This is a genomic window from Halopseudomonas sp., from assembly GCF_041579695.1.
In the GTDB taxonomy this organism is placed as follows: Bacteria; Pseudomonadota; Gammaproteobacteria; order Pseudomonadales; family Pseudomonadaceae; genus Halopseudomonas.
Genome location: NZ_JBFGFI010000059.1, coordinates 1 through 19248, shown reverse-complemented (window position 1 = coordinate 19248; position 19248 = coordinate 1). Strand labels below are relative to the sequence as shown.

At 57.2% G+C, this 19248-nt stretch carries 18 protein-coding genes and 2 pseudogenes; 16 read left to right on the top strand and 4 right to left on the bottom strand.

Translation table 11 applies throughout. The annotated features are described in order from the left end of the window. The 16 genes and pseudogenes from ABYA88_RS11530 to ABYA88_RS11455 all read left to right on the top strand — a co-directional run. Positions 1–667: pseudogene (locus ABYA88_RS11530) on the top strand (bifunctional glutamine synthetase adenylyltransferase/deadenyltransferase); the annotation flags it as partial. A gap of 64 nt (positions 668–731) precedes the next feature. Further along, positions 732–1655, top strand: coding sequence for a branched-chain amino acid transaminase (locus ABYA88_RS11525; protein WP_373187430.1), 924 nt, complete (start codon positions 732–734; stop codon positions 1653–1655). 93 nt (positions 1656–1748) lie between these two features. Continuing rightward, positions 1749–2795 (top strand): lipopolysaccharide heptosyltransferase II, encoded by a 1047-nt coding sequence (waaF, locus tag ABYA88_RS11520; protein ID WP_373187429.1) that lies wholly within the window; start codon positions 1749–1751, stop codon positions 2793–2795. A gap of 3 nt (positions 2796–2798) precedes the next feature. Continuing rightward, positions 2799–3860 carry a lipopolysaccharide heptosyltransferase I gene (gene waaC / locus ABYA88_RS11515; protein WP_373187428.1) on the top strand — a complete coding sequence of 354 codons (1062 nt, stop codon included), beginning with the start codon at positions 2799–2801 and terminating at the stop codon, positions 3858–3860. Continuing rightward, positions 3860–4981, top strand: coding sequence for a glycosyltransferase family 4 protein (locus ABYA88_RS11510; RefSeq protein ID WP_373187426.1), 1122 nt, complete (start codon positions 3860–3862; stop codon positions 4979–4981). Before waaC ends, ABYA88_RS11510 begins: the two co-directional genes overlap by 1 nt. Then, positions 4978–5793 carry a lipopolysaccharide core heptose(I) kinase RfaP gene (rfaP, locus tag ABYA88_RS11505; RefSeq protein WP_373187424.1) on the top strand — a complete coding sequence of 272 codons (816 nt, stop codon included), beginning with the start codon at positions 4978–4980 and terminating at the stop codon, positions 5791–5793. The genes ABYA88_RS11510 and rfaP overlap by 4 nt, the downstream gene beginning before the upstream one ends. Continuing rightward, positions 5790–6536 carry a lipopolysaccharide kinase InaA family protein gene (locus tag ABYA88_RS11500; protein ID WP_373187423.1) on the top strand — a complete coding sequence of 249 codons (747 nt, stop codon included), beginning with the start codon at positions 5790–5792 and terminating at the stop codon, positions 6534–6536. Before rfaP ends, ABYA88_RS11500 begins: the two co-directional genes overlap by 4 nt. Further along, a complete protein-coding gene (locus tag ABYA88_RS11495; RefSeq protein WP_373187421.1) occupies positions 6533–7312 on the top strand; it encodes a lipopolysaccharide kinase InaA family protein in 780 nt (259 codons plus the stop codon). The genes ABYA88_RS11500 and ABYA88_RS11495 overlap by 4 nt, the downstream gene beginning before the upstream one ends. Next, a complete protein-coding gene (locus tag ABYA88_RS11490) occupies positions 7312–8754 on the top strand; it encodes a lipopolysaccharide kinase InaA family protein (RefSeq protein WP_373187420.1) in 1443 nt (480 codons plus the stop codon). Before ABYA88_RS11495 ends, ABYA88_RS11490 begins: the two co-directional genes overlap by 1 nt. Before the next feature lie 120 nt (positions 8755–8874). Beyond that, positions 8875–10656: a carbamoyltransferase gene (locus tag ABYA88_RS11485; RefSeq protein WP_373187419.1), complete on the top strand. Its 1782-nt coding sequence runs from the start codon at positions 8875–8877 to the stop codon at positions 10654–10656. Further along, the gene (locus ABYA88_RS11480; RefSeq protein ID WP_373187418.1) at positions 10649–11599 is read left to right on the top strand and encodes a glycosyltransferase family 2 protein; all 951 of its coding nucleotides are present in this window, start codon (positions 10649–10651) and stop codon (positions 11597–11599) included. The genes ABYA88_RS11485 and ABYA88_RS11480 overlap by 8 nt, the downstream gene beginning before the upstream one ends. Positions 11600–11760: 161 nt before the next feature. Beyond that, positions 11761–12876 (top strand): GDP-mannose 4,6-dehydratase, encoded by a 1116-nt coding sequence (gene gmd, locus ABYA88_RS11475; protein ID WP_373187417.1) that lies wholly within the window; start codon positions 11761–11763, stop codon positions 12874–12876. Between the two features lie 6 nt (positions 12877–12882). Then, a complete protein-coding gene (locus ABYA88_RS11470) occupies positions 12883–13806 on the top strand; it encodes a GDP-L-fucose synthase family protein (protein ID WP_373187416.1) in 924 nt (307 codons plus the stop codon). Next, a complete protein-coding gene (locus ABYA88_RS11465; protein WP_373187415.1) occupies positions 13799–14974 on the top strand; it encodes a DegT/DnrJ/EryC1/StrS family aminotransferase in 1176 nt (391 codons plus the stop codon). Before ABYA88_RS11470 ends, ABYA88_RS11465 begins: the two co-directional genes overlap by 8 nt. Before the next feature lie 65 nt (positions 14975–15039). Further along, on the top strand, positions 15040–16191 hold the full coding sequence (locus ABYA88_RS11460) for a glycosyltransferase (RefSeq protein ID WP_373187413.1): 1152 nt from the start codon (positions 15040–15042) through the stop codon (positions 16189–16191). Then, the gene (locus ABYA88_RS11455) at positions 16184–17044 is read left to right on the top strand and encodes a glycosyltransferase family 2 protein (protein ID WP_373187411.1); all 861 of its coding nucleotides are present in this window, start codon (positions 16184–16186) and stop codon (positions 17042–17044) included. Before ABYA88_RS11460 ends, ABYA88_RS11455 begins: the two co-directional genes overlap by 8 nt. 22 nt (positions 17045–17066) lie before the next feature. Here the strand turns inward: ABYA88_RS11455 and ABYA88_RS11450 are convergent, their stop codons facing one another. The 4 genes and pseudogenes from ABYA88_RS11450 to ABYA88_RS11435 form a co-directional block, all read right to left on the bottom strand. Then, positions 17067–18194, bottom strand: a complete 1128-nt coding sequence (locus ABYA88_RS11450; protein ID WP_373187410.1) for a DegT/DnrJ/EryC1/StrS family aminotransferase — start codon at positions 18192–18194, stop codon at positions 17067–17069. Then, on the bottom strand, positions 18191–18655 hold the full coding sequence (locus ABYA88_RS11445) for an acyltransferase (protein WP_373187408.1): 465 nt from the start codon (positions 18653–18655) through the stop codon (positions 18191–18193). The genes ABYA88_RS11450 and ABYA88_RS11445 overlap by 4 nt, the downstream gene beginning before the upstream one ends. Continuing rightward, complete coding sequence (locus ABYA88_RS11440; RefSeq protein ID WP_373187407.1) at positions 18652–19053, bottom strand: FdtA/QdtA family cupin domain-containing protein; 402 nt, start codon at positions 19051–19053, stop codon at positions 18652–18654. The genes ABYA88_RS11445 and ABYA88_RS11440 overlap by 4 nt, the downstream gene beginning before the upstream one ends. Continuing rightward, positions 19050–19248, bottom strand: a pseudogene (locus ABYA88_RS11435) (glucose-1-phosphate thymidylyltransferase); the annotation flags it as partial. The gene ABYA88_RS11440 and the pseudogene ABYA88_RS11435, both read right to left, overlap by 4 nt.

Genomic DNA, 19248 nt, shown 5'->3' with positions numbered 1-19248 from the left:
TCACATGCTCAATGCGCAGACCACCTCCGGCGCACTGTATGAGGTGGATATGCGTCTGCGTCCTTCCGGCGAGTCAGGTCTGCTGGTCAGTTCGCTGGCATCCTATGCACGGTACCAGCGTGAAGAGGCCTGGACCTGGGAGCATCAGGCCCTGGTCAGGGCGCGTGTGCTGGCCGGATGCAAGCGCCTGAGCCACCGGTTCCACGTATTGCGCGCCGAGGTGCTTGGCAAGCAGCGCGACGAGGCGGCGCTGCGTGCGGAGGTGGTTGGCATGCGGCAAAAAATGCGCGATAACCTGGGAACCAAGGCGACCAGGGCGGGATTTGATCCCTCGGCATTCACCGGGCAGGCGTTGTTTGATCTGAAGCAGGATGCCGGAGGTATCGTCGATATCGAATTTATGGTGCAATATGCCGTCCTGGCCTGGTCGTGCCAGCATCCCGAATTGCTGCGGTACACCGACAACATCCGAATACTTGATGGGCTGCGGGACGCCGGATTGGTATCCGGTGACGATGTACAGCGTCTGCAGGAGGCTTACAAGGCCTATCGCGCAGCGGCCCACCGCCTGGCATTGCAAAAGCAGCCAGGCAAAGTGAGTGGCGACCAGTTTCATGATTTTCGCCGCGCCGTCATGGCCCTGTGGCAACAGTGGTTGCCTGACTAGAGCCGGCGAGCTCAAATTGAGAAAATCGAATTTAGAATAACCCAATATTATGGAGCGGGCTGCAATGTCGATGGCCGATCGTGATGGCTTTATCTGGTTTGACGGTGAAATGGTGCCCTGGCGCGAAGCCAATATTCATGTGCTGACGCATTCACTGCATTACGGCATGGCCGTATTCGAAGGTATACGCGCCTACAAGACACCGGACGGTACGGCAATCTTCCGTCTGGAAGCGCACACCGACCGGCTGTTTGATTCTGCCCACATCATGGGCATGAAGATCCCCTTTACCAAGGAACAGATCAACGAAGCCATTCGTGCCGCAGTACGCGACAACAACCTGGAAACCGCCTACATCCGTCCGCTGGCTTTCTATGGGTCCGAGGGTATGGGTATCCGCGCTGACAACCTCAAGGTGCACGTCACTGTGGCTGCCTGGCACTGGGGCGCCTACATGGGTGATGAGGCTCTGGAGCGCGGCATCAAGATCCGCACCAGCTCCTTTACCCGCCATCATGTGAACATCACCATGACCCGGGCCAAGGCCAGCGGCGCCTACATGAACTCCATGCTTGCGCTGCAGGAAGCGGTCTCTGCCGGCGCCGACGAGGCACTGCTGCTGGATCCGGAGGGCTACGTGGCGGAAGGATCGGGCGAGAATATCTTCATCATCAAGGGTGGCGTTATATATACCCCTGAAGTGACTGCCTGCCTCAACGGCATTACCCGCAGCACCGTGCTGACGCTGGCGCGCGAGCTGGATATTCCGATCGTCGAGAAGCGCATCACCCGTGATGAGGTATATATCGCCGACGAGGCTTTCTTTACCGGCACCGCTGCCGAGGTAACCCCGATCCGCGAACTCGACTGCCGGCAGATCGGCGCGGGCCACCGCGGGCCGATTACCGAGAAGTTGCAGAAGGCGTATTTCGATCTGGTCAGCGGCCAGACAGCAGCGCATCCCGAATGGCGGACGCTTGTCCGATAAGCGGCTAGCGGCAAGCGGTGGGCTGCAGGCAGCAGCGGGGCTGGTGCTTGCAGCCCACTTGCGGCTTGAAGCGTGCGGCTTGAAGTTGCCCTTATGAACATTCTGATCGTGGGGCCAAGCTGGGTCGGCGACATGGTGATGGCGCAGACGCTGTTTGCCTGTCTCCGGGCCCGGCACGGTCCCGACTGCCAGATAGATGTGCTGGCTCCAGAGTGGAGCCGGCCAATTCTCGAGCGAATGCCCGAGGTCCGTCAGGCGCTCAGCTTTCCGCTGGGCCACGGCGCACTGGAACTGGCGACCCGCAGACGCATCGGCAAGGGCCTTGCCGGCCAGTACGATCAGGCCATCGCTCTGCCCAATTCACTGAAGTCTGCGTTGGTGCCGTTCTTCGCTGGTATTCCCAGGCGTACCGGGTGGCGCGGCGAGATGCGTTACGGTCTGCTCAATGATCTGCGCACGCTGGACAAGGCGCGTTACCCGCTGATGATCGAGCGCTTCATGGCGCTGGCCTATCCGTCAGGCGCGGCTTTGCCTGAACCCTATCCCCGTCCCGCTTTGCAGATTGAAGCCGATAGCCGTGATGCGGCGCTGGCGCGTTTTGATCTGACGCTGGACCGGCCGGTACTTGCGCTATGTCCGGGCGCGGAGTTCGGCGAGTCCAAGCGCTGGCCAAGCGAGCACTATGCTGCTGTGGCGGACGAGAAAATCCGCCAGGGCTGGCAGGTATGGATATTCGGCTCGAAAAAGGATCATCCGGTCGGTGAGGACATTCGCCAGCGCCTGATACCCGGGCTGCGTGAGGAGTCGGTCAATCTGTCGGGCGAGACCAGTCTTGCCGAAGCGATTGATCTGCTGTCCTGCGCCAGCGCGGTGGTCAGCAACGACTCGGGCCTGATGCATGTGGCAGCAGCGCTGGACCGGCCGCTGGTGGCTGTCTATGGCTCCACTTCCCCCGGATTCACTCCACCGCTGGCTTCCAGCGTGGAGACACTGCAGCTGGGCCTCGAATGCAGCCCCTGTTTTGATCGCACCTGCCGGTTTGGCCACTACAACTGCCTTCGCGACCTGCGCCCCGGTCTGGTCGTGGCAGCGCTTGATCGGCTGGTCGGCGAGCCCCTTGCCGACCCGCAGGATAGCTGACCCATGCGCGTACTGTTGATCAAGACCTCCTCCATGGGGGACGTGATTCATACCCTGCCGGCCCTGACCGATGCGCGCCGGGCGGTTCCCGGCATCGAGTTCGACTGGGTGGTGGAGGAGGGCTTTGCCGAGATACCCGCCTGGCACCCGGCTGTCGCCCAGGTCATCCCGGTAGCGATCCGTCGGTGGCGCAAGAGCCCACTCAAAACCATGCGCAGCGGCGAATGGAAGAATTTCCGTCAGCGTCTGAAAAGCACCCGCTATGATCTGATCATCGATGCCCAGGGGTTGCTCAAGAGCGCGTTGCTGACCCGCTATGCACAGGGTCCGGTGGTCGGGCTGGAACGTACCTCGGCCCGTGAGCCCCTGGCCAGCCGTTTTTACGACCGGGGTATCGATGTGCCCTGGGGCCAGCACGCGGTAGAGCGGGTACGTCAGCTGTTTGCCGTTGCGCTCGGTTATCCGTTGCCCTCTGGCATGGGTGACTACGGACTGGATTGCGAGTATTTCAGCGGTGGGCCCGCAACGCGGCCCTACGTGCTTTTTCTGCACGGCACGACATGGGCCTCAAAACACTGGCCGGAATTGTACTGGCGGCGGCTGGCCGAAATGGCGATAGAACGGGGCCTCGAGGTGCGGCTGCCCTGGGGCAATGCTGCGGAAAAGGCACGGGCCGAGCGGATTGCCAGCGGTCTCGACGGTGTGCAGGTGTTGCCGCCGATGCAATTGGCCGGGATAGCGCGGATTATCGCTGGCGCCCGGGCCTGCGTGGCGGTAGATACCGGGCTTGGTCACCTGGCCGCTGCGCTCAACATACCCGGAATCTCCCTGTTTGGCCCGACCAATGCCGGGTTTACCGGCGCCTATGGCAGCTCCCAGATTCACCTGGCGAGTGATTTTCCCTGCGCGCCGTGCATGCAGAAGCGCTGCACATATACGCCCACGCCGGCTGATGCGCGCGAGTTCGACCTGCACAGCGAGCAACCACTATGCTTTACCCGGCTGTCTCCGGAAAGAGTGATGACTCAACTGGAAGGGCTGTTGGCGGACGAGAGAGCGCTCTGATGCAACTGGCTTTTGTGCTTTACAAATATTTTCCCTTTGGCGGGCTGCAGCGCGACTTCATGCGTATCGCCCGCGTATGTCAGGATCGCGGCCATGCTATCCGGGTCTACACGCTGATCTGGGAAGGCGAGGTGCCGGACGGCTTCGAGGTTCTAGTGGTGCCGGTGAAAGCGTTCTCCAATCACCGCCGCAACGAGAAATTCACCGCCTGGGTGCAGGCGGATCTGGCGCGGCGGCCGGTTGACCGCGTGGTCGGTTTCAACAAGATGCCGGGGCTGGACGTCTACTACGCGGCCGACCCCTGTTTCGAGGACAAGGCGCAAACCCTGCGCAATCCGCTGTATCGCGTCTGGGGCCGCTATCGGCATTTTGCCGAATACGAAAAAGCGGTGTTTGCGCCCGAACGCGGAACCGAGATTCTGATGATTTCGGAGGTGCAAAAACCACTGTTCATGAAGCATTACCGCACACCCGAGGATCGCTTTCACCTGTTGCCGCCGGGAATTGCGCCGGACCGTCGGGCACCGCCGGATGCTGCCGCGCAGCGCGTCGCTTTCCGCTCGGAGTTCGGTCTGGCAGAGGATCAACTGTTGATGCTTCAGGTAGGGTCTGGCTTCAAGACCAAGGGATTGGATCGCTCTATTGCGGCGCTCGCCAGCCTGCCTGCCGATCTGCGCAAGCGCACACGGTTGATGGTAATCGGTCAGGATGATGCCAGTATTTTCGAGGCGCAGGCGCGAGCGGCAGGTGTAAGCGGCCAGGTCGAGTTTCTTGGCGGCAGGGACGACGTGCCGCGCTTTTTACTGGGAGCAGATCTGCTGGTTCATCCTGCGTACAACGAGAATACCGGCACCGTTTTGCTCGAAGCTCTGGTTGCCGGTCTGCCGGTACTGGTAACGGATGTATGTGGTTACGCCCATTACATCGAGGACGCCGATTGTGGCCGGGTGATCCCAACTCCATTCCAGCAGCGCCATTTCAACCAGACGCTATCGCAGGTGCTCGATGACCGCGATGTTCGCCTGCGCTGGCACGAGAATGCACTGGCTTTTGCCGATAGAGCTGATCTTTACAGCCTGCCGGAGCGGGCAGCCGACGTCATATTGGGAGAAACACGTTGAGCTTACACCTGAGCGAACCCTTCGCTACGCTGTGGGCGGGCCGAAATCCGTTTGAGCAGGTCGAGCAGCTTGAGGGTGAGATATTTCGTGAGCTGGAGGCGCGGCGCACGCTGCGCACCGAGGTGGCGGGGCAGGGCTATTTTGTCAAGATCCACCGCGGCGTCGGCTGGGGCGAAATCCTCAAGAACTGGCTCACGCTGAAACGCCCGGTGCTCGGCGCTGACCAGGAATGGCATGCCATACACGCCCTGCGGGCCGCGGGTGTGCCGACCATGACCGCAGTCGCCTTCGGCGAGCAGGGGCGTAACCCGGCCACACGTCACTCATTTATCATTACCGAAGAGTTGGCGCCGACTGTCAGCCTGGAAGATTTCAGCCAGGACTGGCCGATCAATCCGCCGCCGCCGGCTCTCAAGTGGGCGCTGATCGCTGAAGTTGCGAGCATGACCCGGCGCATGCACCAGGCCGGGGTGAATCACCGCGACTGTTACATCTGCCATTTTCTGCTGCACACCGACCAGCAACCGATGCCGGAGGATTTTCGTCTTTCGCTGATCGATCTGCACCGGGCGCAGATCCGCTCCCGGGTGCCGCGGCGCTGGCGGGACAAGGACCTGGCCGGACTGTATTTCTCGGCGCTGAATATCGGGCTCACGCGCCACGACAAGCTGCGGTTCCTGCGCGAATACTTCGCCCAGCCGCTGCGTCAGGTGCTGGCCGAGGAGGCAGCCATGCTGGCGATGCTCGAGGCGAAAGCGAGCCAGTTGCAGGCGCGGTTCGAGCGCAAGTACGCCAAGGGACCGGATGCATGACCGGCTGGACCCTCAATCCTGAATATGCCACCGGAGTCAGCGGCGAGCTTTTTGCCGATCTCGACAGCGTCTTTGCGCTGGAAGGCGAACAAATCACTAGCGATGACATCAGTACCGTGCACAAGGTGTGGGTCGCTGACCGCTTCTATTACGTCAAGCGCTACACCGGCGCCGGCAAGAACCTGCGCCGCTACATGGGCCGGCCGCGGATCCAGGCCGAGTGGGAAAATCTGCAACACTTCCAGGCATGGGGCATCCCTTCCGCAATCATTGTCGGGTTTGGTATGGAGCGTCGTAGTGGCGCATTTTATCGGGGCGCTCTGGTTACTCAGGAGCTGTCCGGTACTGCAGATCTTGCGCAGATCGCCAGGAACGACGACCCGAGGTTTCGCAATCCGGTCTGGGTCAACCATGTGTCGCGCCAGGTCGCCCATGCCACCCGAATGATGCACGACCAAAGGTTTGCGCATAACGACCTCAAGTGGCGCAACATTCTGGTTGACGAAAAGCCCTATCCCGACGTCTTCATGATTGATTGTCCAAGCGGCAGCTTCTGGTGGGGGCCGCTGCTGGAATATCGGATCATCAAGGACCTCGCGTGCCTGGACAAGTTGGGTAAGCAGGTCTTGTCCCGCTCGCAGCGGCTGCGTTTCTACCACGATTATTGCGAAAACAGCCGCCTGACTGCCGTGGACAAGAAGCGCATACGGGCGATCGTGCATTTTTTCAGGGGACGCGAATGACTTGCTCGGCCTTTATCGCGGTGAATGCACGGGATGTGCTTGCCCGTCACGGTCTCGACAGTTTTGATGCGCTTTGGCGTTTCGGCGACAGTGGTGACCCGGTTGCCGCGACGCGCGGCAAGGGCTGGAAGAAAGTCACCCGGATCGAGCTGCAGGACGCCAATGGCGAGCCGCAGAGCTTTTATCTCAAGCGCCAGGACCATCAGCTGGCGCGTAGCCTCCGGCATCCGCTGGGCGAGCCCACTTTTGCCCGCGAGTTTCGCGCGATACAACATTTTGCCCATCTGGGCATTCCTGCACTGGAAGCAGCCTTCTTTGCCCGGCGAAGCGAGAATGGCCATCAGCAGGCGATCCTGCTCACCCGCGCGCTGGATATCTACAAGCCGCTCACCTGGTGGTTCGAACGCTGGTCGACACTCGCATGGCGTGACAGGCAGGATCTGATTCTGGCGGCTGCCGCCCTGGTACGCTCGCTGCACAATGCCGGGCGCATGCACAACAATCTGTATCCGCGGCACATCTTTCTCAAACTTGACGACGACGGCGCCGGCGCGCGGTTGATCGACCTGGTGGAGACCCGGCCCGCGTGGCTCGGTGAGCGCGACAGAATCAGGGATCTGCGCAGCCTGTTGCGCCGAAGCGAGGTCGCCACAGCGGGACAGAAACTGCGTTTCCTGCTGGCCTATATGGGCAAGCAGCGGCCTGGCGGGCGCTCACGGGATATGCTTAGGCAGATCATCGGTCGCGCTCCGGCCGCCAGAAGGACAAAAAGCTGATGCCCGGCAACGTCCAGGATCTCCGGAATAGCGGCCGCGAGCCGCCGCTCCCGTTGCAGGTAACTACCCCGTCGGGACCATTGACGATCAACCAATGGTTGCGGGTTCTGCCCGGACAGCGTCTGGTAGGGGCGGGCGATCTCGCCGGCCGGCCAGTGATGGCAAAGCTGTTTATTGCACCGCGGGCAAAACAGCATTGGCAACGCGAGAAGGACGGTCTCGAAGCGCTCCAGCAAGCAGGTATCCGCACGCCAGAGTTGGTGGCAGCCGGAGAACTGGAGCACCAGGGCTTCTTTCTGTGCACCGACTATCTGGCTGGCGCACGGACATTGCAGCAGGAATGGGACGCCCTCTCTGACTCAATGCCTGGCTCGCGGCTCTCGCCGGGCGATCCGCAGGCTATTGCCCTGCTGGGACAGGCCTTGCGCAGTATCGCGCTTATGCATCGCGCCGGTCTGATCCAGACCGATCTGCACATGGGTAATTTCCTGTTGCACGATTGCCAGGTACAGGTGATTGATGGCGATGCGATCAGGGCGCTGAGTCCGGGGCAACCTGTCGGCAGCCGTGAGGCAGAAAACAATCTAGCGATCTTCTTTGCCCAGTTGGATGCAGCCTGGGATGAGATGATGGAGCTGCTGCTCATCGAATACCTGCAGACCAATGCCGAGCGGCCACTCAATCCGGACCGTATGCTCGGCCAGGTTAAACAGGTGCGCGCCAAACGCCTGCATGACTGGCTGGCCAAGGCCGTGCGCGACTGCACCCACTTCAGTGTGGAACAACGCTGGACGCGATTCACTGCGGTGGTGCGCGAGCGGGCGGGAGCCCTGCGCTCGTTGCTCGAGGCGCCTGATCAGTCGTTTGCCGCAGGCCCCTCACTCAAGGACGGAGGCACCAGCAGCGTGACGCTGGTCGAGGCGGACGGTCAGCCCCTGGTCATCAAACGCTATAATATCAAGGGCCTAGCCCATTGGTTGACGCGATTCTGGCGCCCGACTCGCGCCTGGCATTCCTGGCTTGCTGGTCACCGTTTGCAATTTCTGGGTATCGCCACTCCTGCGCCCCTGGCGATGATTGAAAGCCGTTTCGGTCCACTGCGTCGGCGCGCATGGTTGTTGACTGAGTTTTGCCCCGGGCAGAACCTGCTTGAATTGTTCGGGTCTGATGGACGAATCCTGCCGGACAAAGAGCAGGGCGATGCCCTGCTGAAAATGGTCGGTCAACTGAGCGAGGCGCGCATCAGTCATGGCGACTTCAAGGCGACCAATCTGCTCTGGTATGCCGGCCAGGTATGGCTGATTGATCTGGACAGTATGCAGGTACACACCTCTGATCCGGATTTTCAGCAGGGCTGGAGCAAGGACAGAGCGAGGTTCGTACGCAACTGGCCCGCGGGCAGCCCGTTGGCAGACTGGCTGCAAGCGAATTTGCCCCGCTGAACGCCAGCGGTGCTGGGGGAATGTTCCGGATGATTTTGCCGCCAGGCGAAAAGGCGCAACATGACCCTTATCCGTGTAAAATCGGCGGCACATCGATAGTTGTTCAGACGAGGCAAACCTGTGGCATTGACTATTCTCGGACTCTCCGGCGCATTGAGCCATGACCCATCCGCAGCTCTTTACATCGACGGCAAACTGATTGCCGCGGTGGAAGAGGAGCGTTTCGTGCGCGACAAGCATGCCAAGAATCGCATGCCATATGAGTCTGCCAAGTTTTGTCTGGAGCAGGCCGGTATCACCCCTGCCGAGGTGGATATTGTCACCATTCCCTTCGCGCCAATCAGTATTTTCGGCAAGGCGCGCTGGCATTATGCCAAGCGCTATTGGTACGCACCCGATCGGGCGATTGATGCGATTCTGACTGGTAACCGCCGTTTCAAACGCTACCGCAAGAAGATTCTCTGGTGTTTGGAACAGCTCGGTTTCGACCCGAAAAAAGTACGCCTTGAACCCGTCGAACATCACTTGGCCCATGCCTCCAGTGCCTACCACTGCTCCGGTTTCAAGGAAAAGACTGCCATCATGGGTATCGATGGCAAGGGCGAGTACGCGACAACATTCTTTGGGTACGGCGAGAACGGCAAGATCCACAAGATCAAGGAGTTCTACGATCCCGATTCGTTAGGTGGCCTTTACGGCGCGCTGACGGAGTACCTGGGTTTTGAAATGCTCGATGGCGAGTTCAAGGTCATGGGCATGGCGCCCTATGGCGATGCGAGCAAATACGACTTCTCGCGCCTGGCCAAGTTCGAGAACGGCGAGCTGATCATCAATACTGACTACGTCAACGTGATCGGTTTGCGCCGTTACAAGGAAAAGGGCAAGGGTTACTACTTCTCGCCCAAGCTGATCGAATGGCTGGGGCCCAAGCGCGAAGGCGATATCGCCGACGATCCCTACATCCACTACGCCGCCAGCATGCAAGCCTTGTTCGAAAAGCTGGCGCTGGAAATGATGGAATACTATCTGGGCGACATCCTGCGCGAGACCGGCAAGATCGCCTTTGCCGGCGGTTGCGCGCTGAATGTGAAGCTCAACCAGCGCATCATCGCCCGTCCGGAAGTGAAAGAACTGTTCGTGCAGCCGGCCTCCGGCGACGCCGGAACTGCAGTCGGCGCTGCAGCCTACGTTTCCGAGCGCAACGGCGTGCCGGTCGAGAAAATGGAGCACGTGTACCTGGGCCCCAACTACAGCAATGAAGACGTCATCGCCGCCTGCACCCGCCATCCGGGCAACCCGCAGTGGGAAAAACTCGAGGATGTGACCGGCGAGATCGCCAAGGTATTGCACGAGGGCAATCCGGTTGCCTGGTTCCAGGGTCGGATGGAATTCGGTCCACGCGCGCTCGGTGGCCGCTCCATTATCGGCTGCCCGAGCGTGAAAGGCGTCGCCGATCGTATCAACGCCCAGATCAAGTTCCGCGAGCGCTGGCGTCCGTTCTGCCCGTCGATGCTCGACTCTGTTGCCCCGCAAATGCTCGGCATGGATCATCCATCGCCCTTCATGACCTTCACCTTCGAGGTGAATGACGAGTGGAAGAATCGGGTGCACGAGGTCGTCCACGAAGACGGCACCGCCCGCGCCCAGGTGCTCAAGCGCGACTACAACCCGCGTTACTACGATCTGATGAAAGAACTTGAGCATGTGACCGGCAACGGCGTGGTGCTCAACACGTCGCTGAACCGTCGGGGCGAGCCGATGGTGTGCTCACCCAAGGATGCGCTGGACATGTTCTTCGGTTCGGATCTGGAATATCTGATTATGGAGGATATTCTGGTTGTGAAAGACAAGCCGATGGACGCCCATGATAACCAGCCGGGCCCGGGCCTTACTGATGACTGAGAGCGTCAACTTCGAGCGAGGGGAGATGAGCACGAATAACATCGCTTCGCCGCTCATCAGTGTTGTCATTCCCGCCTATAATTACGCCGCATCGCTGGCTCGCGCAGCCCAGTCGATCCTGGGCCAGCGTGATGAGCGAACAGAGCTGCTTATCGTTGATGATGGTTCAACCGATGCGACCTCGGAAGTAGTCAAGGCGTTGCATCTGGGTTATCCGGGACAGTTCAGGAGTATTCGCAAGGATAACGGCGGAGCGGCGTCGGCCCGCAATCTGGGGCTGCGTGAGTCTGCGGGGGATTGGTTGGTATTCCTGGATGCCGATGATGAATTTGTGCCTGGCGCCTTGGGCAAACTCGCCGAGCATATTCAGAGCAATCCTGACAGTCGGCTGGTGATTGGTGAGCATATTTCGGTTAGTGAAGAGGGCCATCGTCGTCGTCACAAGAACGATCCGATACCGGATAGAGGTTTTGAGCGAGTGAAAGCGTATTTGCTCGACAAGACCCTCGGCCTGTCTAACGGGGCATGCGCGATGCATCGTGAGGTATTTGAGCAAGGTGGTTACCCGGAACACTTTCGCAACTCGGAGGACTTGCCCGTCTTTGCCCAGGCTTTGGCGCGTTATCCGGTCAGTACATTGGCGGAACCCTTGCTGCTGCTCTATAAACACGGCGACAGCCTTCGTCACCACGTTGGCCATGGCCAGGCCGTGGGTACCCAGGTGGTTGATGAAGTTTTTTCCCGCCTTCCTGCCGAGATGCAGTCATTGCGTGACGATTTTTATGCGCAGCGCTGCCTTTCTTTGTTCCGCAGCGCTTACCTTGCCAAAGATCGCGAGGCAGCGAAAAAATACTACTCGGCTGCATTGCGAAACAATTGGCGGCTTTTGCTCAAGGCATCCTATACCCGAAAAGCGATCCGGCTTTGGCTAGGAAAACGCTGATGCCAAAGTGCACCAAAGCCTTGCAGTAGTTGCTAGTATTTGGAGGGTCTTGCCTTGAATGAGGCAGCAATGCCTAGCCTCACGAGGCATTCATGTCCCTCTCCGACGCCGGATTGGCTCGCGATCCGGATACCGTGTACAGGACTTTTTGACGAGATTTTATGAAAAAAGCGCTCATTACCGGAGTCACCGGCCAAGATGGATCCTACCTGGCGGAGTTTCTGCTGGAAAAGGGCTATGAGGTGCACGGCATCAAGCGTCGGGCCTCCTCATTCAATACCCAGCGCATCGACCATATCTTTCAGGATCCCCACGCCGAGAACAAACGTTTCATTTTGCATTACGGCGATCTGACCGATTCGTCCAATCTCACCCGTATTCTGCAGCAGGTTCAGCCGGACGAGGTATACAACCTCGGCGCTCAGAGCCACGTAGCTGTCAGCTTCGAATCGCCTGAATACACAGCAGATGTTGATGCGATGGGTACTTTGCGGATGCTTGAGGCGATCCGTTTGCTAGGGCTGGAGAAGAAAACCCGTTTCTATCAGGCGTCGACTTCCGAGCTCTACGGTCTGGTACAGGAAACACCGCAGAAGGAAAGCACACCCTTCTACCCGCGTTCGCCATATGCGGTCGCCAAGCTCTATGCTTACTGGATCACTGTGAACTATCGGGAGGCGTATGGGATGTACGCCTGTAATGGTCTCCTGTTCAATCACGAGTCGCCTCGACGCGGTGAGACATTCGTCACCCGGAAAATTACCCGTGGTCTGGCCAATATTGCCCAGGGATTAGAGCGCTGCCTGTATATGGGTAATATGGATGCGCTCCGCGATTGGGGACATGCCAAGGACTATGTACGCATGCAGTGGATGATGCTGCAACAGGACAGCCCTGCCGATTTTGTAATCGCTACCGGTACACAGTATTCGGTTAGGGAGTTCATTGTCTGGTCGGCACTGGAATTGGGCATCCATCTGCGTTTCGAGGGCAGCGGCGTGGATGAGATCGGTATCGTCGATAGCGTCAGCGGGGATGATTCACCTGCTGTAAACGTGGGCGATGTGATCATTCGTATCGACCCCCGCTACTTCCGCCCGGCTGAAGTCGAAACATTACTGGGTGATCCTACAAAGGCTCGGGAGGTGCTTGGCTGGGTGCCGGAAATCACTGCACAGGAAATGTGCAGGGAGATGGTGGTCGAGGATCTCAAGGTCGCCAAACGTCACGCCCTGTTGAAACAGCACGGCCACGAGATCCCGGTCCCACAGGAATAGGCTGCCATGAAACTCTTTATTACGGGCGCCAGCGGGATGGTAGGCAGGAACCTGCTTGAGCATCCTGCCAGTGACGGCTACAGCATTCTTGCGCCCAGCCGTGACGAACTCGACCTGCTCAATGGTGAGGCGGTAGCTCGATACATTGAAACCCACAAACCCGACGTCGTGATTCATTGCGCAGGGATCGTGGGAGGCATCCAGGCCAATATTGCCAATCCGGTCCGCTTCTTTACCAGCAACATGCAGATGGCGATGAACGTGATCAACGGTGCCAGAAGTGCAGGGGTAAAACAGCTGCTCAATCTGGGAAGCTCCTGTATGTACCCGCGTAATGCGGTCAACCCGCTGCGCGAGGAGGCGCTGCTGACCGGGGAGCTTGAACCGACCAACGAAGGGTATGCGCTGGCCAAGATAGCGGCGGCGCGACTTTGCGATTATATCGTCAAGGAAGAACCTGGTTTCAGCTACAAGACTATTATTCCGTGCAATCTGTATGGTCGACATGACAAGTTCGGTGCACACAATTCGCACATGATCCCCGCCGTAATTGCCAAGATCGATGTAGCCGTGCTCGCCAACGCCGAGACGGTGGAGATATGGGGCGATGGTGAAGCCCGGCGTGAATTCATGTACGCCGGTGATCTTGCCGATTTTATCTTCACTGCGCTTACTCGATTCGAGCAGATGCCCGCTTTGCTCAATGTCGGGTTGGGCCATGATCACAGCATTAATGATTATTACCGGACTGTTGCCCAGGTACTTGGATTTCATGGCGACTTCGAGCATGACCTGGCCAAACCCGTGGGTATGCAGCAAAAATTAGTGTCAACCGAGCGCCTCGGTAAGTTTGGCTGGACTGCCCGTACTTCCCTGGCCGATGGTATACGGGCCACTTACCAATTCTATCTGGATCACCGCAATGACTAACTACGCACTGGCAAGCAGCACATGGGACGAGAAGGAGCGCCTCGCTATCCAGCAGGTGGTCGAATCAGACATGTTTACCATGGGCAAACATGTGGCCGAATATGAGCAGATGTTTGCGCAATTCTTTGGCGCACGCCATGCGGTAATGGTCAGCTCCGGCTCAACGGCCAATCTGTTGATGATTGCGGCCTTATTCTTTACCCGCAATCCGCTGCTGAAGCGCGGCGATGAAATAATCGTGCCGGCCGTATCCTGGTCCACAACCTATTTCCCGCTACAGCAGTACGGTCTGAAGGTTAAATTTGTCGATATTGATCGTGACACCCTGAACATCGATCTCGAGAAGCTGGAAGCTGCTGTTACCGACAAGACCAAGGCTATTTTGCTGGTGAACCTGTTGGGTAATCCCAATGATTTCGCCGCCATTCAGAAGATAGTGGCCGATCGGGATATCTTGTTGTTAGAGGACAACTGTGAGTCGATGGGCGCTACCTTTGACGATAAACAGGCGGGCACATTCGGTCTGATGGGCACTTACAGCTCGTTCTTCTCCCACCACATTGCCACGATGGAAGGTGGCTGTGTGGTTACCGACGATGAAGAATTGCACCACATTCTCCTGTGCCTGCGCGCCCACGGCTGGACGCGCAATCTACCCAAGTTCAACAGGGTGACGGGTGAGAAAAGCGATGATCCATTCGAAGAATCATTCAAGTTTGCGTTGCCTGGTTATAACGTAAGACCTCTGGAAATGAGCGGCGCGATTGGCAAGGAACAGCTGAAGAAGCTACCTGACTTCATCCGTATACGACGCGAGAACGCAGCTTATTTTCAAACGCTGTTCTCCGATCATCCTTTTCTGCAGATTCAGGAGGAGACCGGAAAGAGCAGCTGGTTTGGCTTTTCCCTGGTGATCAAGGAGAACGCGAAGTGCGACAGAAAACAGTTGGTCAAGCTGTTTGCCGAGCACGATATCGAATGCCGACCCATTGTGACGGGCAACTTTTTGAAGAATACCGATGTCCTGAAATTTTTTGACTATGAAGTCGCCGGTTCGATGGAAAACGCAGAGTACATAGACGCCAATGGCCTTTTCGTAGGTAATCAACAGAACGATATTCGCGAGCAGATAGCTTATCTGCACAAGGTTGTCGCCAGTCTTTATTAAGTGTGTGGCTATGAGATGGCAGCAGGGAAAACCGAGAACAAGTCCGTAGCTATACAGAGGTGAATGTGAAAGACAGGATCAAGATTCTGCAGATTCAGTTGCGTTACAACGTTGCTGCCTCAGATCTGGCCGAGCAGATTCTGCTCGGCTTGCCGGTGTCCGGATTTTCAACGACGACCGCGTTTCTGCGCGGTAAGCCTCAAGCGGGTGAGCCCGAGAGCGCCGCCGAGCGCTCCGTCTACTTCGATTTTTCCCCCGGTCAGCTCAAGGGACTACGGCGTTGGCTATCCCTTTGGCAGTTGCTCAAGCATTGCCGCCAGGAGCAGTACGATGTGATCATCGCACATCGTTTCAAGCCCATGAGTATGCTGATGTGGCTCAACCGATTCATGAAGGTTCCGGTCTGTATCGGAATCCAGCATGGCATTGGTGACTACGACCGTTTCTGGCGACGACTGGAGGCCGGAGCACTGGTCCGGCCCAACTGGCGCACTGTTGGCGTTTCTCGTGCAGTACAGGCGTACCTGGTCAGCAAGGTCGGAGCCTTTAACGCGAACAATACACTGTGTATCAACAATGCGATCGACATCGAGCGTGCCGAAAAGATGCAGCTTGATCGAGACACTGCCAGAGAGCAGCTTGGTCTGCCGGCTGATGCGCTCATCGTCGGTTGCATTGGCAGACTGGTCCCGGTCAAGGGACACAATGTGCTGATCAAGGCTTTTGCCAGGATAGCCGGGAGCTACCCGCAGGCTCAGGTTGCGATAATTGGTGGTGGCCGTTCACATGCGGACCTTGGCGAACTAGCAAGCAGTCTGGGAGTTGCTGAAAAAGTACATTTTCTCGGTACCCGCGCCGACGCGTTGCAATACGTGAAAGCCTTTGATCTCTTTGTGATGCCGTCCTACAGCGAGGGATTGCCTTTGTCGTTACTGGAAGGGCTCAGCGGACGTTTACCGGTCATAGGTTCGGATATCGATAGCCTGAGGCCCATACTGGAAGATAGCGGCAGTTTGCAGTTCCGGGTAGGAGATCACGATGATCTGGCAGCCAGACTTGAAGAACTATTGAACATGTCGCCCGGGCAGAGACAGTCGATGGGCGAAACCGGATATGGATATCTGTGCCGAGCTCACAGCATCGACGATTTCCGAGCAAATTATCGTCAATTGATATCGGGTATGGCTAAGTCCTTCGCCGGAGCCAGCAATGAATGACCTTCCACTGGTTAATGTCGTGGTGCCCTGTTACAACCACGCCGCATTCGTCAGGGATTGCATCGACAGCGTTTTGGCCCAGAGCTATCCCAATATAAGCCTCCTGGTAATTGACGACGGCTCAAAGGATGAGAGTCCACAGATTCTCAGAGAAATGGCCGCAAAGCACGGTTTCGATCTGCGGGTTCAGACTAACAAGGGGCTGTTACCCACGCTTAACGATGCCTTGCATGAGGTCAATGGCGAGTACTTCGCTCCATTTGCCTCCGACGACATCATGCTGCCGGATCGCATTGCGCTTCAGGTGGCTCATATGCAAGCGCATCCTGAGGTGGCGATCTGTGGCGGGAATATCATACCGATTGACGACAGCGGCAGGATTCTCGAGAAGAAACGGCGCCGACGCCCTGCTCGTCGTCTGGATTTCGACAGCATCTTCAATAACCTGCTACCTGGTGCGCCTGCGCCAAGTTTTCTGATGCGGCGTGAGGTCATAATCGAAGTAGGCGGTTACGATGCAGATTTGCGTATAGAAGATCTTACAATGATGCTCAAGGTGTGCAGGGCAGGATATGTGGTAGATGTGCTGGAGGATGAGGTCGCGTATTACCGTACCCATGCACAGAATACCCATGCCAACATACGGTTCATGCTGGATGAAGTGCTTAAAATCTATTCATTGTTCGCCGACCACAAGGACTATGAAAAGGTTTGCCTGAATCATCGCAAGTCGATGTTTCTCAAGGCTGCAAAACTCGACAAACCTCTTGCACGTGAAATTGTCAGGCAAATACCCCTGCGCTCCTGGGACATGAAGACACTCAGGGGCGCCACTCGGCTTTATTTGAAATGATCGGGCGAAGGCCCGGTTGCCTTCAGCTGGTTGTTTTATGCTCAACAGCATGCTGGAAGCGATTAATTAGCTCGCAGACTTGCGCAACATCGTCCGTGTTTATTACCGGGCTGATAGGCAGGCTTAGCACTTCATCATGAATTTTTTCTGTCAGCGGAAGATGCCTGTCGGCCAACTGCGCATAAGCCTGCTGCTTGTGCGGAGGTATAGGGTAATGTATCAGCGTCTGAATGCCTTGTTCGCTAAGGTAGCGCTGTAGTTCGTCTCTATACGCCGTTCTAACGACAAACAGATGCCAGACATGGCTGTTTTGCTCAGTCACTTGTGGCAGCAGCACACACGGATTGGTGATTTTATCTCGATACAGGCTTGCAACCTTTCTTCTATGGGCTGTATCGGCGTCCAGATGCCTGAGCTTGACTCTGAGCATCGCAGCCTGCATCTCGTCAAGCCGACTGTTTACCCCCTGATAGATATTGCGATACTTATGGTGGGAGCCGTAGTTACCTAATGCGCGCAGCGTTTCGGCCAAGGCATCATCGTTTGTTGTTATCGCGCCGGCATCGCCCAGCGCGCCCAGGTTCTTGCCTGGATAAAAGCTGAATCCGGAAGCATGTCCCCAGTTCCCGGCTTTTTTATCTTTGCTACTGGCGCCGTGTGCCTGAGCTGAGTCCTCCAATACCAGCAGATTATGCTGCTCGGCTAACGCCATGATCTCTGACATAGGAGCGAGCTGTCCGTACAGGTGAACAGCCAGAATAGCTTTGGTTCTGGGAGTAATGGCTCTGGCTATGTTGTCCGGGCAAAGGTTGTAGGTGCTTTCTGCCGGTTCTACCAGAACCGGCTTGAGGTTGTTTTCCGTAATCGCAAGGATGCTGGCGATATAGGTGTTCGCCGGCACGATGACTTCATCGTCTTCCTCAAGTTTGCCGAGTTCTTTCCAGGCTCGAAGAACCAGAATCAACGCGTCAAGACCATTGGCTACGCCAATGCAGTGTCTGGTGCCGCAATATTCTGAAAATTCCTGCTCGAAAGCTTTCACTTCCTGCCCCTGGATGTACCAGCCTGAATCTACTACCCGTGTGGCTGCCTGTAGCAGTTCTTCCCGGTAATGTCCGTTCATGGCTTTCAGATCTAGGAATGGAATCATTGTTCTATGTACCTGACGATTGTCGCGGGATTACCTATTACAACAGCCCTGGGAGGAACATCTTTGGTCACGACTGCACCCGCTCCGATCATTGCGAGTTTGCCAATGGTGATGCCTGGCAATAGCGTTGCGTTGGCGCCGATGCTCGCGCCTTCCCGAATTGTGATCCTGGCAAATTCAGGTGGAAATTGTTTTGAGCGGGGATGACTGTCGTTGGTAAAGGTTGCGTTGGGGCCGATAAAAACGTTGTTCCCAATGCGACTTCCGGCCCATAACTGCACGCCGGACTTCACGGTAACGTTGTCGCCAACTATTACATCTCCTTCGATCAGGGTATGCGAGCAAATATTGCAATTACGGCCCAGGCGGGCACCTTCGAGTATTACAACAAATTGCCATATGCGTGTGCCTTCGCCTATTTCGCAGGCCGCCACATCCGCTAGTGGGTGTATAAAACTCATTTCTGCACTGCCTTGAGGAAGCTTTGATAATCGCGAATGTAATCCGACTCGTCATAATGTTCGCTAGCAAGCACCAGTAATACGCAGTCGGGACTGAAGTCGTGCATTTCGCGCCAGACCAAACCCTCGATCAAGATGGCTTTGGTGGGTGAGTCCAGCCAGACATCAGCTTTCTCCTTTCCATTGTCCAAGTGCATGAGGCATCTGCCAGCGACGCACACGGCCAATTGCTTTAGCGCCCTGTGCGCATGGAAGCCGCGAGAAACTCCAGGCTGAGTGCCGTAAATGAAGTAGGTGCGCATTATTTCGAAAGGCACTGTTCTGGCAGCCTCTATGGCTACCAGCGAGCCTCTTTCATCGCCCATTTCCTTCAATTCGACCCACTGAACCAGACTCAAAACCTGTCCTCCGTCAGCTCAAGCAAGTACTGACCATAGCTGTTTTTCTTGAGCGTCTGGCCTATACGTTCCAAATCCTGTTTGCTCAGCCAGCCGTTATTGAATGCGATTTCTTCCAGACAGGCGATTTTATAGCCCTGGCGTTTTTCAATCGTTTCGACGAATGCTCCGGCTTCCAGCAGGCTCTCGTGTGTT